Consider the following 12,876-nt stretch of genomic DNA (forward strand, 5'->3'; position numbering starts at 1 on the left):
TTTCGATGAGGTCGAAATGATGGGCCTTTGCGATCAAAGCACGTTCTCCTCAACGGCCAGAAACCGTCCCTTGTCGAGGCATTCCTGCCATTCTGCCTCGGGCTGGCTGTCCGCAACGATGCCGGAGCCCAGCCCCACGATGCCCGTCCGGGCGTCCTTCTCCAGCACGATGGTGCGGATGGCGACATTGAACCGTGCGGTACCGTCCGGTGCAATATGGCCGATGCTGCCCGTATAGAGTCCGCGCCCGAACCGTTCGACCTCGCGGATGATCTCCATGGCGCGCAGCTTGGGGGCGCCGGTGATCGATCCGCAGGGGAAGAGGGCGCGCAGCACCTCCGCCGGGCCAAGTTGCGGTTGCAGCCGGCCCTCGACGACGGAGATCATTTGATGGACGGTGGGATAATGCTCGACATGGAAGAGGGCGGGCACGGCGACGCTGCCTGGCTCCGTGACGCGCGAGATATCGTTGCGCAACAGGTCAACGATCATCAGATTTTCGGCGCGCTGCTTGGGGTCGCTGGCGAGGTCGCGCGCGGCGGCGGCATCGCGGGCCGGGTCGGCATCGCGCCGCGCAGTGCCCTTCATCGGCCGGGTCGTCACCATACCATCGGCCAGCGTGAAGAAGCTCTCGGGCGAGAAAGACAAGAGATGCCGGCCGTCATGGCGCAGCAAGGCGCCATGGCCGGCGGCGGCGCGGGGCCGGATGACGCGATAGGCGGCGAGGGGATCGCCATCGATGGCGACGCGCGCGGGGAAGGTCAGGTTCGCCTGATAGATGTCGCCAGCGCGGATATAGTCCAGCACCGTCCCGATGGCGCGGCCATAGTCCGCGCGCGAGATCATCGGCTCGATCGGGCCGATCGTGACGGGCGTCTCCGGCAACAGCGCATCCACGGCATCCGCCGCGATGAGCTGGGGCGCGTCGAACAAGGCGAACCAGAGCAAGGGCCCGGCATCGCCCTCGCGCGGCGCATAGCCGTTCAGCCGCGCCTCGAAGGCGTGGCCCGCCGCATAAGAGAGGTAGCCGGCGGCGTGGAGGCCGGTTTTGACGGCAGCGTCCACCCGCGCCAGCGCAGGCAACACATCGACCAGCCGATCGGCGCGGATGATCTCGACCGGGTCGCGGAATAGCATTGCGCTGCCCGATCCGTCTGCCCGCGCATCATCGAGCAGCACAAAGGGTGCGTCGGACGATATGGGCAGGGCGGGGCGAGTCATGGCGCCCTATTGGCAGCGTGATGGCATCAAGGCCAGCGTTTCAGCACCGTCAGACTCGGTGTAGAAGCTGGACAGGCGGCAGCGTCCAGGAGGTACGTCTCATGCAGGCTTTGATACATCTGGCTCTGGCGATGGGGAGCTTCGTTGGCACGCACCTTCTCCTGTCCCATCCCCTTCGTGCGCCTCTGGTGGCGCGGCTGGGCGAGCGGGGCTTTCTTGGCCTCTATACCCTCACCGCCTTTGCCACGCTGGGCTGGACGATCCTCGCTTTCCGGGCCGCGCCCGCAGCGCCGCTGCTGTGGATGGCGCCCATCGGCCTGTGGCACCTCGGCGGGCTAGTTATGGCGCTCGCCGGCGTCATGCTGGTCGGCTCGCTCATCTGCAATGCGGCGATGGTCGATCCCACCGGGCAGATGACCGCGCCCGAGCGCGCCCGGGGTGTCTATGCCGTAACGCGCCACCCGATGATGTGGAGCTTCATTCTCTGGGCGCTGGTTCACGCCACGCTCTGGCCATCCGGACGGACGCTGATCCTGAGTGGCGGCGTCGCCCTGCTCGCCTGTGTGGGTGCGCTGGGGCAGGACCGGAAGAAGGCTCGGCTCCTGGGTGCGCCATGGCGCCAGTGGCAGGCGCGCACGAGCTTTGTGCCATTCGTCCCGCTCCTGTCCGGGAAGGCGGAGTGGCACGCGCTGTGGCCGGGCGTCGTTCCGGTGCTCGGCGGCGTCATCCTCTGGCTCGGTGCCACCTGGGCGCATCCCTTGCTGGGCGGACCGTTCGTGCCGCCTTGGCTGTGGATTGGATGACACAGTCTCTCCCAAAATCGACGCGCCACCCCGGTTTGGGCCGGCCGGCACCGTCAATGTCGTGGATTGTCAGCCGCTGTTCGGCGCATGGGCGAATCCGTGTCATCGACTATCGCGGGAGCGGAAGGCGTATCATGTTCGGGTTTGGCAGGATCGCAGGCGCAATAGTGGCTCTGCTCGCGGCGCTGGGCCTTGCGCTGTTGTTGCGTTCCGCGCCCGAGGCGGCGCGCTGGTCGCTGATGATCTGCGTGATGGGCTTTGTCGGCGCCACCATGCGTCTGCGCCGACTCGACGCCGGTTTCTGATCTGCGGCCGTGGGAACTGCCCCGGCGCCCGATCAGTCGAACAGCGAGCTGACCGAGCTTTCGTCCGCAATCCGGCGGATCGCTTCACCGAGCAGCGGCGCAATCGGCAACTGACGGATCTTGGTCGAGGCCGCGACGGAGGGCGTGGCGAGAATCGAGTCGGTGATGACCAGCTCGCGCAGGGCCGAGCCTTCCACCCGCGCGACTGCGCCGCCCGAGAGCACGCCATGCGTCACATAAGCCACGACGTCGGTCGCGCCGGCATTCTTCAGCGCGGCGGCTGCGTTGCAGAGCGTGCCCGCCGAATCGACGATGTCGTCGATCAGGATGCAGAAGCGCCCCTTCACGTCACCGATGATGTTCATCACTTCCGATTCGCCGGCGCGCTCGCGGCGCTTGTCGACGATGGCGAGCGGCGCGTTATCGAGCCGCTTGGCCAGCGCGCGGGCACGCACCACGCCGCCGACGTCGGGCGAGACGACCATCAGATTCTCATTGGGGAACCGCGCCTGAATATCTGCGGACATCACCGGCGCGCCGAACAGATTGTCGGTCGGGATATCGAAGAAGCCCTGGATCTGCCCGGCATGGAGGTCGACCGAAAGAACGCGGTTGGCGCCGGCGGTGGTGATGAGGTTCGCCACCAGCTTGGCCGAGATCGGCGTGCGCGGGCCGGGCTTGCGGTCCTGCCGGGCATAGCCGAAATAGGGAACCACCGCCGTGATGCGCCGCGCCGAGGCGCGCTTGAGCGCATCGATCATGATCAGCAGTTCCATGAGATTGTCGTTCGCCGGATAGCTAGTCGACTGCACGACGAACACGTCCTCGCCGCGCACATTCTCATGAATCTCGACGAAGATTTCCTCGTCCGCAAAACGCCGCACGCTCGCATCGGTGAGCGGGAGCTCCACATAATCGGCAATCGCCTGGGCGAGCGGCATGTTGCCGTTGCCAGAGATGATCTTCATGTCGGGGTCCCCATGGCTGCGGTTGTCGCGGCCCCTCTAGCGAGCAGGTGCGCCGCTGAAAAGGCGCTTGTGACGGTTCGGGGACAAGGGATTGCGGTCAATGGTGCGGCGAGGCCGCATATCCGGCTCGGCGACGCCCTTGCTCCCGCCCCCGCCCGCCCATAAAGCGGCGCTATGACAGCCTCTCTCCGGATCGCCATGGCCCAGCTCAACCAGAGCATGGGTGATATCACGGGTAATGCAGAGGCCATGGTGGCCTGCCGAGAAAAGGCACGCGAGCAGGGCGCGGATCTGATCGTCTATCCCGAATTGCAGCTCATCGGCTATCCGCCCGAGGATCTGGTGCTCAAGCCCGCGCTGGCCGCGCGCGCGGAGACGGCGCTGCACCGGCTCGCCGAGGCGACGGCGGATGGTGGCCCGGCGATGCTTGTCGGCACGGTCATCGCCAACAACGGCCTGCTGTTCAATTGCGCGGCGCTGCTCGATGGCGGCAAGGTGGTCGCGATCCGCCAGAAGCGCGAGCTGCCCAATTACGGCACGTTTGACGAGAAGCGCCTGTTCGCTCCCGGGCCGCTGCCCGACCCGGTCGAGTTTCGGGGCGTGAAGCTCGGCCTGCCGATCTGCGAGGACATCTGGTTCCCCTTCGTCACCGGACATTTGGCGGAAAAGGGCGCGGAGCTGCTCATTTCGATCAATGGCAGTCCCTATGAGGTGGCCAAGGACGATTTCCGCGTCCGGGGCGTCTGCATGGAGCGCGTCAACGAGACGGGCTTGCCGCTCCTGTATCTCAACCGGGTCGGCGGGCAGGACGAGCTGGTGTTCGACGGGGCTTCCTTCGTGCTGAATGCGGACGGCGACATCGCCCAGATGCTGCCGGACTGGGAGGAAGCGCTGGTCATCACGCAGTGGGACCGGGGCGAGGATGGCCGTTGGTTCTGCAAGCCGGGCGAGGTGCACGCGCTGGATGCGCACCCGGCGGATATCTATCACGCGATGGTCGTGGGCCTGCGCGACTATGTGAATCGCAACCGCTTTCCCGGCGTGGTGCTGGGCCTTTCGGGCGGGATAGACAGCGCGCTTTCCGCAGCTGTGGCGGTGGATGCGCTGGGGGCGGATCGCGTCTGGTGCGTGATGATGCCGTCGCGCTTCACTGGCCAGGAAAGTCTGGACGATGCGGCGGAATGCGCACGGTTGCTCGGCTGCCGGCTCGATACCATCCCGATTTCCCCCGCCGTCGGCGCGTTCGAAGCCATGTTGGCGGAGGCGTTCACCGGGCGGACCGCGGATCTGACCGAGGAAAACATCCAGTCGCGTATTCGCGGCGTGACGCTGATGGCGCTCTCCAACAAGCTCGGCCACATGCTGCTCACCACCGGCAACAAGAGCGAGATGAGCGTGGGCTATGCGACCATTTATGGCGACATGGCCGGCGGCTATTCGGTGCTCAAGGATGCCTATAAGACGACCGTGTTCGATCTCTCGCGGTGGCGCAATGCGGAGAAGCCGGCGCTTGGGCTAGGGCCGGACGGGCCGGTGATGCCGGAACGCGTCATCACCAAGCCGCCCACCGCCGAATTGCGCGAGGACCAGAAGGATTCGGACAGCCTGCCGCCTTATGAGGTGTTGGATCCCATTCTCTACGGCCTGGTCGAACAGGAAAAGTCGGTCGATCAGCTTGCCGCCATGGGTTTCGATCGTGCGACCGTCGCCCGCATCGAGCGGCTGCTGTACGTGGCCGAATATAAGCGCCGGCAGGCGCCTCCGGGGGTGAAGCTGGGCGGCCGCAATTTCGGTCGCGACCGGCGTTATCCCATCACCAATGCTTTCCGGACCGCCTGAACCATGACCGTCATTACCCGTTTCGCGCCGTCGCCGACCGGCCATCTGCATGTCGGCAACATCCGCGCGGCGCTCCACAACTGGCTGTGGGCGCGCAAGATGGGCGGGCAGTGCCTGCTTCGCATCGATGACACCGATACCGCGCGCAGCGAGGAGCGCTTTGTCGAGGGCATCCGGGCCGATCTCGCCTGGCTCGGCCTCGCCATGGACGGTGAGGTGCGCCAGTCCGCGCGGTTCGACCTCTATGAGGAGAAGTTTGCGGCGCTGCGGGCCGCCGGGCGGGTCTATCCCTGCTTTGAGTCGGCGCAGGAGCTGGACTTGCGGCGCAAGATCCTGCTCGGGCGCGGTCTGCCCCCGGTCTATGATCGCGCCGCGCTGGCGCTAAGCGCGGACGAGATTGCGGCGAAGCAGGCGGCCGGCGAGCAGCCGCACTGGCGGTTCAAGCTGGATCATGATGCGCCGATCGAATGGGTCGACCTGATCCGGGGCGACCAGCATTTCGACCCCAAACTGCTCTCCGACCCGGTGATTCGCCGGGCGGACGGGAGCTGGCTCTATATGCTGCCCTCGGTGATCGACGATATCGACATGGGCGTCACCCATGTGTTGCGTGGCGAGGATCATGTCTCCAACACGGCGACGCAGTTGCAGATGTTTGTAGCCCTCGGCGCATCGCTGCCGCAGTTTGCCCATATGGCCCTGCTCACCGGTGCGGAAGGCAAGCTCTCCAAGCGACTCGGCGCGGTCGGCGTCGGCGATCTGCGGGAAGTGGGGGTCGAGGCGATCACCATCAGCGCGCTGCTGGCCCGGCTCGGCACCAGCGACCCGGTGGAGCCGGTCATCGACATGGCCCCGCTGATCGAGCGCTTCGATTTCGCGCATTTCGGGCGAGCGCCCGCCCGCTTCTCGGATGAAGAGCTGCTCGGCCTCAACGCCAAGATCGTCCACATGCTGCCCTATGAGGCGGTCGCCGATCGCCTCCCGGCGCAAATCGACGCTGCCGCGTGGCCGGTCGTGCAACCCAATCTCGAGACGGTGGCGGGGGCAGCGGACTGGGTTGCGGTGCTCAGCGGCGAGATCGCGCGGCCCGATCTCGATGCCGAAGACCACGCGTTCCTCGCTCAGGCTGCCGAGGTTGCAGCGAATATCGACTTTGCCGCCGATCCCTGGCGGGCGCTGACGAGCGCGCTCAAGCAGAGCAGTGGGCGCAAGGGCAAGGCGCTGTTCCTGCCGTTGCGCCTCGCCCTGACCGGCGTGGATCACGGCCCGGACATGGCCGCGCTGCTACCGCTGATCGGGCGGGATTGCGCGCTCGCCCGGCTGCGTGCTGCCGCCACCAGCTGAGCGATACTCGGCGCCGGTAACGCCCACCGGCGGCCGACCCATACGCACTCTGACACCCTATAAAAACCGCTTCGCCTGACCTCTATTTAGTGATAGTATAACATCACAAATAAAATCAGGAGAGGTGTCATGTCCCTTGTGTCGTCTCAATCATCCTATGCCCCCCAGAGCGGCTATGCGGCCCGGCGGTCACCGGGCGCGCTGGCAGCGGCCATTGCCTTTAATGGCGGGCTCATCGGGCTGTTGATCGCCTTGCCGGCCACACATTATTTGAGGCCCGCACCGACCCCTCCCATTGATGTGCGGTTCGTGCCGACCGCTCCGTTGCCGCCGCCCGTCACACCGGAGCCGGAGGCGAAAGTGGAGACTCAGCCGGCTCGCCCGCTCGATACGCCACGCGACCCGGTGAGGGTCGATCCGCAAATCAACCTCGGCACCATGACCGATTTGACGACGAAGCCCTACCCGCCTTTGCCTGACCCGGATGCCGGCAAGACCATCGTCACGCCGCCCGCTGCGCCAGTCATCGTGCCCGCTCAGCCGGATGCGCGGTTTGCTGACCGGTTTCGCCCGCCTTATCCCCCCGCCATGCAGCGCGAAGGGCGCGAGGGCAGCGTCACGGTGCGGGTCAGCATTGACGAGCGTGGACGGGTGACGGCTGTCGAGCAGGTGCGTGCGAGCGATCCGGCCTTCTTCGAGGCGGCCCAGCGCCACGCGCTGCGGGCTTGGCGTTTCCGCCCGGCGACGCGGGATGGCGTGCCGGTCGCGTCCGAGCAGGTGCTCACCTTGCGCTTCGAACTGGAGCGTTAAGCGGGGCGTCACGATGACGCGCTGCTTTTCAAGGCCATGGTGCCTCCCTATGTAGGCGCCATGGCCATTTTTCCCCGCCCGGTTTCTCCACGGAGTGCTGCGTCCGATCTGCGCGAGATGTTCGCACCCGATCGCCCGCACCGCTGGAGCATTCTTGCGCTCTCGGTGACGCTGACTGGCGTTCTGCTCTGGGGGTTCGCGATCGACTCGCGCAAGCCGGAGCAGGAACGGCAGATCATCTACATCGAGAATTGGGAAGCCAACCGGCCGGACAGTGCGATCATCCAGCGCCAGATCGAGGATTTCGCGCGGTATCGGGTGGCGCTTGAGAGCAAGCAGGGCGAGTTTCAGCGCCTCGCCGATAGTCTCGGTATCGACTGGCGCGAGGATGCCGCGCGCACCAAGCGCGAGCGCGAAGAACTGTTCGACGCGAAGGAAAAGGAGCTGCAGCAGAAGCTCGCCGCGGCTCTGGCCAAGGAAGGCGGCGTAGCGGGCAATACCGCGACGGCAACGCCCTGACTCTTCCGGGCGACAGCGCCTGGCTGATGGCAGCCATCGCCTTGTCCCACCGCTCGCGCGGTCGCACCGCGCCCAATCCCAATGTCGGATGCATAATGCTCGATGCCGCAGGCCGCGTCGTGGGGCGGGGCTGGACCCAGCCTGGCGGCCGCCCTCATGCCGAGGCGATGGCGCTGGCCATGGCGGGGGCATCGGCGCGGGGCGGCACGGCCTATGTCAGCCTGGAGCCCTGCGCGCACCAATCCGCGCGCGGCCCCTGCTGTTCCAATCTGCTGGTGGAGGCAGGCGTGCGCCGCGTCGTCGTGGCGACAGGCGATCCCGATCCACGGACCAACGGTCGCGGCATCGCGCGCTTGCGGGACGCAGGGCTGATCGTCGATACTCTGCCAAAGCTGGCGCCCGCGGCGCGGGCCGCAATGGCTGGCTTCTTCATGCGCCAGCAGGCCGGGCGTCCTCAGGTTACACTCAAGCTCGCCACCTCACTCGATGGCTGCATCGCGCTGGAAGACGGGACGAGCCAGTGGATTACCGGCCCGGCGGCGCGGGCGCACACGCATCTGGAGCGGGCGCGGCATGAGCTGATCCTGGTTGGGCGCGGCACGCTCACGCAGGATCAGCCCCGGCTGGACGTGCGCCTGCCCGGGCTGGAGGCGCGCTCGCCCGTCCGGGTGCTCCTAAGTCACAGCGGTGCGGCGCCAGATGGTTGGCTTGCGATCCAAACTCCGGCTCAAATCGCAGGCCTTCCCGGCGATCATCTGATGGTCGAGGGCGGCGCGCAAACGGCTGGCGCCTTTCTCGCGGCCGATCTGGTGGATCGCCTTCTGCTCTACCGCGCGCCGATCCTCATCGGGCGCGGCAAGGCGGCGCTGGGTGACATTGGCCTCGATCATCTGGCCGAGGCCCACGGTCGCTGGCGGCTGATCGATGCGCGCAATTTCGCGCCGGACCGGCTGGAGGTTTACGAACGCGTGCGGCCCGCATAGAGCAGCAGGCATGTTTACCGGCATCATCACCGACATCGGCACCATCCAGAGCGCGCAGCAGCGCGGCGACCTGCGGCTGGTCATCGGCTGCCATTACGACATGGAGGGCGTGGATATCGGCGCTTCCATTGCCTGTTCCGGCGTGTGCCTCACCGTGGTGGACAAGGGCGCCGACTGGTTCGCGGTCGATCTGTCGGCCGAGACCGTCTCGCGCACCGCGCAGGGCGCCTGGGCGGAAGGGCGGTTGCTCAATTTGGAGCGCGCGCTCAAGCTCGGGGATGAGCTGGGCGGGCACATCGTCACGGGTCATGTCGATGGCATCGGCGAAGTCGCAGACATCACAGCCGAAGGTGATTCGCACCGGGTTACCGTGCGGCTTCCGGCCGATCTTGCCCCCTATGTCGCGGCCAAGGGGTCGATCACGGTCGATGGCGTATCGTTAACCGTGAATTCCGTGGAAGACGGTCCGGAGGGGTCGACCTTCGGCCTCAACATCATTCCGCACACCTGGTCGGTGACAACCTTCGGCCAGCTCGCGCCGGGCCAGCCAGTGAATCTGGAAATCGACGTGCTGGCCCGATATCTGGCGCGCATGAAGGATCATCAGGCCCGCAGCTAAGGCGCAGTTGCCGAGAAATATTGGCAATCACATTACGATGTGATATTTGCCCTTCATGAGCAGCGAATTGATCGAAAACGTACGTAAGCTGGTGCGCGATGGCATTCTGTCCCGCTCCGGCCTCGCCCGTGCCGCCGGGCTCCATGCCAACAGCCTGCGTCGGCTGGATGAAGCCGACTGGAATCCGACGGCCGATACGCTGGGCAAGCTGGAAAGCTATCTGCTCGCCCGCGCGCACGGGACGGCCTTGGCCAGCGCCGAGGAGATCATCAACGAGGCGCGCAATGGCCGGATGTTCATTCTAGTCGACGACGAGGACCGCGAGAATGAGGGCGATCTGGTCATCCCCGCGCAGATGGCGACCCCGGATGCGATCAACTTCATGGCCACGCACGGCCGCGGCCTCATCTGTCTGGCGCTGACCCGTCAGCGCGTCGAGACGCTGGGCCTCAACCTGATGAGCGCCAGCAACGGCACCCGGCACGAGACCGCTTTCACGGTATCGATCGAGGCCCGCGAAGGCGTGACCACCGGAATCTCCGCAGCCGATCGTGCACGGACCGTTGCCGTGGCTATCGATGCCTCCAAGGGGCGCGAGGCCATCGTGACCCCGGGCCATGTTTTCCCGCTGATCGCACGCGATGGCGGGGTGCTCGTGCGCACCGGCCATACTGAGGCGGCGGTGGACGTCGCGCGGCTGGCGGGTCTCAATCCCTCCGGCGTGATCTGCGAGATCATGAAGGACGACGGGACCATGGCCCGCCTCGATGATCTCATCCCCTTCGCGCAGAAGCATCGCCTCAAGATCGGCACCATTCGCGATCTCATCGCCTATCGCCGCCGCAACGATCACATGCTGGAGCGGCGCGCAGAAGCCACGTTCACCAGCCGCTGGGGCGGCGAGTGGCGGGCGGTGACCTTCTTCAATCGCGCGACCGAGTCCGAGCAGGTCGCGCTCATCAAGGGGCATGTCACGCCCGAGCAGCCGACGCTCGTGCGCATGCATCAGGTATCCGTCTTCACCGATATTTTCGGGGAAGAAGGGCCGCGCGCCAGCCTGCTCTCCCGCGCGATGGAAATGATCGCCGAGGCAGGGGCCGGCGTCATCGTCGTCATCAATCGCCCGAGCGAAGACCGGTTCAGCCGGCAGATGAAGATCCGTACCGGTGAGGCGAGCCCTGCCGGCATGGACGAGCTACGCGATTATGGCGTCGGCGCGCAGATCCTGGCCGATCTCGGCGTGCATGACATGATCCTGCTCACCAACAGCCACCACAATCTGATCGCGCTGGACGGCTATGATCTGGCGGTTGTCGAGGAGCGGGCGATCACGGGCGTCTGACCATGGCGGGCGGAAGCGCTGCGGCAGTTCTGACCGGCCTTCTGCTGGCTTTGTTCTCGGCGCTCGCCTCGGCGGCGGCGCACGCGCTGCTCAAATCGGGCGAGAACAAGCTGGCGGTGCTGGCCTGGATTCGCTGCGTCGAATTCGTGCTCGCCCTGCCATTCGTGCTGTGGATCGGCCTGCCACCGGCGGTGCTCTGGCCCTGGCTGCTTGCTGCCGTCGTGGTTCATGCCATCTACCAGCTCGTCCTTTCCTGGTCCTATTCGGTCAGCGATTTCAATGCGGCCTATCCTATCGCTCGCGGCTTCGTGCCGGTGTTCACCGCCTTGCTCGGCATGGCACTGCTGGGGGACCGGCTGGACGGTTTTGTCCTGACTGGGATCGCGGTCGTGAGCGCCGGCATATTGGTGCTGGCGAGCGGCCGCTCCATTTCGCCAGCCGGCTTTGCCGCCGCCGCCATCGCCGGGCTGCTCACCACCTGTTACACGCTGGTCGATGCCAAGGGCGTGCGCGCCGCGCCGGATTCGCTGACTTTCATCGCCTGGTTCTTCCTGCTCGGCTCATTCCCCATGCCGGCGGCTCTGGCAGTGCGCCACGGTCGCAACGCCTTGTCCCTCATGATCCGCGACCGGGTCGCCGGGCTTCGGGCGGGGGTGATGGCCGTGGTTGCGTTTGCCCCGGCGCTGTTCGCGCTTGGTCTGGCGCCGGTGGGTGCGGTGGCGGCGGTGCGCGAATCGAGCATCGTCTTCGGGCTTGTGCTTGGCGCGTGGATGCTCAAGGAGAGGCTCGGCTGGCGCCGCCTGACGGGCGGTCTGCTGGTGATGGCGGGCACGCTCGCGGTGATTGCCGGCACGGCGTTCAGATAAACTCACGAACATATGTCTTGAAAGGAACCGACATGGCCAAGTTTCTGATCGTCGAAGCGCGCTTCTATGACCACCTCAACGATATGCTGATCGCCGGCGCGCGGGCGGCGCTGGAGGCGGCAGATCATCTGGTCGACGTGCTCACCGTGCCCGGCGCGCTGGAGATTCCGGCTGCCGTGTCGCTGGCCGCGGAGAGCGGGCGCTATGAAGGCTTCGTCGCCATCGGCGTCGTGATCCGTGGCGAAACCTATCATTTCGAGATCGTCTCCAACGAGAGCGCGCGTGGACTGATGGCGCTGACCATGGATGGCATCCCGATCGGCAATGGCATTCTGACCGTGGAAAACGAGGCGCAGGCGCTCGAACGCGCCGATCCGGCCCGCAAGAACAAGGGTGGCGAGGCCGCCGTTGCTGCGATCCGCATGCTGGAGATCGCCGAAGAGTATCGCTGAGACGGCCATCGCGATGGCGGCAGCGATTTCCTCCCGCGTGAAAATGCCGTAGAGTAGAGGCATGACCCTCGCGCCCTCCACCGCCGCGCCGCAGACCGCCGGTCTGCTGGCTGATGAGACCCTGGACGACCTGCGACTGCGGCTCGCGCCTTTGATCGCGGCCAATGCCGCCTTCGATGGCTGGTCCGATGCGGCTCTCGCGGTCGCAGCCGACACAGCTGGTGTGGATCGGGACGTGGCGGCGCTGGCTTTCTCCGGCGGCGCTCTGACCATGATCGATGCGTGGTTCGCCAGCGTCGATCAGGCCATGCTCGATGCCCTGCGGGCGGAGCGTCTGGCTGCGATGAAAATTCGCGAGCGGATTACGGCACTGGTCGAGGCCCGGCTTGCGGTGCTGGCGCCCAATCGCGAGGCGTTGCGCCGCGCTCAGGCCGTGCTGGCGATGCCGCTCAACCTGCGGCGGGCGACCCGGCTGGGCTGGCGCGCCGCCGATGCGATGTGGCGCGCCGCCGGGGACCGCGCGGTAGATTATAATCATTATTCCAAGCGCACCACGCTGGCAGGGGTCTATGCCGCGACCCTGCTCGTCTTCGTCAATGACGAGAGTGCGGATTATGCTGACACCCGCGCCTTTCTGGCGCGGCGGATCGAAGGGATCATGCGGTTCGAGAAAGCCAAGGGCCGGCTGACTGGGCAAACCGACCAGCATTTCAGCATGGCGCGTTTCCTGGGCCGGCTGCGCTATCGGGGGCGCTAAACGTCTGGCGTCCTGCCGATAAGCCACGGCCGCGCCAGCATCGCCTTG

Annotated in this window: 14 protein-coding genes; 12 read left to right on the plus strand and 2 right to left on the minus strand. The window is 66.2% G+C overall.

The genetic code is table 11. The features are described 5' to 3' along the window. Positions 1 to 33: 33 nt before the first annotated feature. Positions 34 to 1,221 carry an aminodeoxychorismate synthase component I gene (gene pabB, locus M2337_RS03450; protein WP_264571703.1) on the minus strand — a complete coding sequence of 396 codons (1,188 nt, stop codon included), beginning with the start codon at positions 1,219 to 1,221 and terminating at the stop codon, positions 34 to 36. A gap of 101 nt (positions 1,222 to 1,322) precedes the next feature. On the opposite strand from pabB, the gene M2337_RS03455 reads away from it, so the two are divergent. Further along, the gene (locus M2337_RS03455; protein WP_264571704.1) at positions 1,323 to 2,024 is read left to right on the plus strand and encodes an NnrU family protein; all 702 of its coding nucleotides are present in this window, start codon (positions 1,323 to 1,325) and stop codon (positions 2,022 to 2,024) included. Positions 2,025 to 2,158: 134 nt separating this feature from the next. Continuing rightward, on the plus strand, positions 2,159 to 2,329 hold the full coding sequence (locus M2337_RS03460; protein WP_264571705.1) for a hypothetical protein: 171 nt from the start codon (positions 2,159 to 2,161) through the stop codon (positions 2,327 to 2,329). A 32-nt stretch (positions 2,330 to 2,361) separates the two neighbouring features. Here the strand turns inward: M2337_RS03460 and M2337_RS03465 are convergent, their stop codons facing one another. Beyond that, positions 2,362 to 3,297, minus strand: coding sequence for a ribose-phosphate pyrophosphokinase (locus M2337_RS03465; RefSeq protein ID WP_181561149.1), 936 nt, complete (start codon positions 3,295 to 3,297; stop codon positions 2,362 to 2,364). Positions 3,298 to 3,471: 174 nt separating this feature from the next. Between M2337_RS03465 and M2337_RS03470 the strand changes: the two genes are divergently transcribed. From M2337_RS03470 to M2337_RS03515, 10 genes are all read left to right on the plus strand, one after another. Beyond that, positions 3,472 to 5,136 carry an NAD+ synthase gene (locus tag M2337_RS03470; protein WP_264571706.1) on the plus strand — a complete coding sequence of 555 codons (1,665 nt, stop codon included), beginning with the start codon at positions 3,472 to 3,474 and terminating at the stop codon, positions 5,134 to 5,136. A 3-nt stretch (positions 5,137 to 5,139) separates the two neighbouring features. After that, the gene (gene gltX, locus M2337_RS03475; protein WP_264571707.1) at positions 5,140 to 6,480 is read left to right on the plus strand and encodes a glutamate--tRNA ligase; all 1,341 of its coding nucleotides are present in this window, start codon (positions 5,140 to 5,142) and stop codon (positions 6,478 to 6,480) included. Positions 6,481 to 6,609: 129 nt separating this feature from the next. Continuing rightward, entirely contained in the window at positions 6,610 to 7,290 is a 681-nt protein-coding gene (locus M2337_RS03480) for an energy transducer TonB (RefSeq protein WP_181561152.1), read from the plus strand. A 60-nt stretch (positions 7,291 to 7,350) separates the two neighbouring features. Further along, entirely contained in the window at positions 7,351 to 7,809 is a 459-nt protein-coding gene (locus M2337_RS03485; protein ID WP_181561153.1) for an OmpH family outer membrane protein, read from the plus strand. Positions 7,810 to 7,835: 26 nt separating this feature from the next. Then, the gene (gene ribD, locus M2337_RS03490) at positions 7,836 to 8,792 is read left to right on the plus strand and encodes a bifunctional diaminohydroxyphosphoribosylaminopyrimidine deaminase/5-amino-6-(5-phosphoribosylamino)uracil reductase RibD (protein WP_264571708.1); all 957 of its coding nucleotides are present in this window, start codon (positions 7,836 to 7,838) and stop codon (positions 8,790 to 8,792) included. A gap of 10 nt (positions 8,793 to 8,802) precedes the next feature. Further along, entirely contained in the window at positions 8,803 to 9,411 is a 609-nt protein-coding gene (locus M2337_RS03495) for a riboflavin synthase (RefSeq protein ID WP_264571709.1), read from the plus strand. 55 nt (positions 9,412 to 9,466) lie between these two features. Further along, on the plus strand, positions 9,467 to 10,753 hold the full coding sequence (ribB, locus tag M2337_RS03500) for a 3,4-dihydroxy-2-butanone-4-phosphate synthase (protein WP_264571710.1): 1,287 nt from the start codon (positions 9,467 to 9,469) through the stop codon (positions 10,751 to 10,753). 2 nt (positions 10,754 to 10,755) lie between these two features. Next, a complete protein-coding gene (locus tag M2337_RS03505; protein ID WP_264571711.1) occupies positions 10,756 to 11,619 on the plus strand; it encodes a DMT family transporter in 864 nt (287 codons plus the stop codon). Between the two features lie 32 nt (positions 11,620 to 11,651). Continuing rightward, on the plus strand, positions 11,652 to 12,071 hold the full coding sequence (gene ribH, locus M2337_RS03510) for a 6,7-dimethyl-8-ribityllumazine synthase (protein WP_264571712.1): 420 nt from the start codon (positions 11,652 to 11,654) through the stop codon (positions 12,069 to 12,071). Between the two features lie 61 nt (positions 12,072 to 12,132). Further along, positions 12,133 to 12,828, plus strand: a complete 696-nt coding sequence (locus tag M2337_RS03515) for a COQ9 family protein (RefSeq protein WP_264571713.1) — start codon at positions 12,133 to 12,135, stop codon at positions 12,826 to 12,828. Positions 12,829 to 12,876 lie beyond the last annotated feature (48 nt).

The organism is Sphingobium sp. B2D3A (assembly GCF_025961795.1).
Taxonomy (GTDB): domain Bacteria; phylum Pseudomonadota; class Alphaproteobacteria; order Sphingomonadales; family Sphingomonadaceae; genus Sphingobium.

Bases quoted from the DNA above. Each gene is read 5' to 3' on its own strand.
- pabB (WP_264571703.1), bottom strand. From the start codon at position 1,221: ATGACTCGCCCCGCCCTGCCCATATCGTCCGACGCACCCTTTGTGCTG.
- M2337_RS03455 (WP_264571704.1), top strand. From the start codon at position 1,323: ATGCAGGCTTTGATACATCTGGCTCTGGCGATGGGGAGCTTCGTTGGC.
- M2337_RS03460 (WP_264571705.1), top strand. From the start codon at position 2,159: ATGTTCGGGTTTGGCAGGATCGCAGGCGCAATAGTGGCTCTGCTCGCG.
- M2337_RS03465 (WP_181561149.1), bottom strand. From the start codon at position 3,297: ATGAAGATCATCTCTGGCAACGGCAACATGCCGCTCGCCCAGGCGATT.
- M2337_RS03470 (WP_264571706.1), top strand. From the start codon at position 3,472: ATGACAGCCTCTCTCCGGATCGCCATGGCCCAGCTCAACCAGAGCATG.
- gltX (WP_264571707.1), top strand. From the start codon at position 5,140: ATGACCGTCATTACCCGTTTCGCGCCGTCGCCGACCGGCCATCTGCAT.
- M2337_RS03480 (WP_181561152.1), top strand. From the start codon at position 6,610: ATGTCCCTTGTGTCGTCTCAATCATCCTATGCCCCCCAGAGCGGCTAT.
- M2337_RS03485 (WP_181561153.1), top strand. From the start codon at position 7,351: ATGGCCATTTTTCCCCGCCCGGTTTCTCCACGGAGTGCTGCGTCCGAT.
- ribD (WP_264571708.1), top strand. From the start codon at position 7,836: ATGGCAGCCATCGCCTTGTCCCACCGCTCGCGCGGTCGCACCGCGCCC.
- M2337_RS03495 (WP_264571709.1), top strand. From the start codon at position 8,803: ATGTTTACCGGCATCATCACCGACATCGGCACCATCCAGAGCGCGCAG.
- ribB (WP_264571710.1), top strand. From the start codon at position 9,467: ATGAGCAGCGAATTGATCGAAAACGTACGTAAGCTGGTGCGCGATGGC.
- M2337_RS03505 (WP_264571711.1), top strand. From the start codon at position 10,756: ATGGCGGGCGGAAGCGCTGCGGCAGTTCTGACCGGCCTTCTGCTGGCT.
- ribH (WP_264571712.1), top strand. From the start codon at position 11,652: ATGGCCAAGTTTCTGATCGTCGAAGCGCGCTTCTATGACCACCTCAAC.
- M2337_RS03515 (WP_264571713.1), top strand. From the start codon at position 12,133: ATGACCCTCGCGCCCTCCACCGCCGCGCCGCAGACCGCCGGTCTGCTG.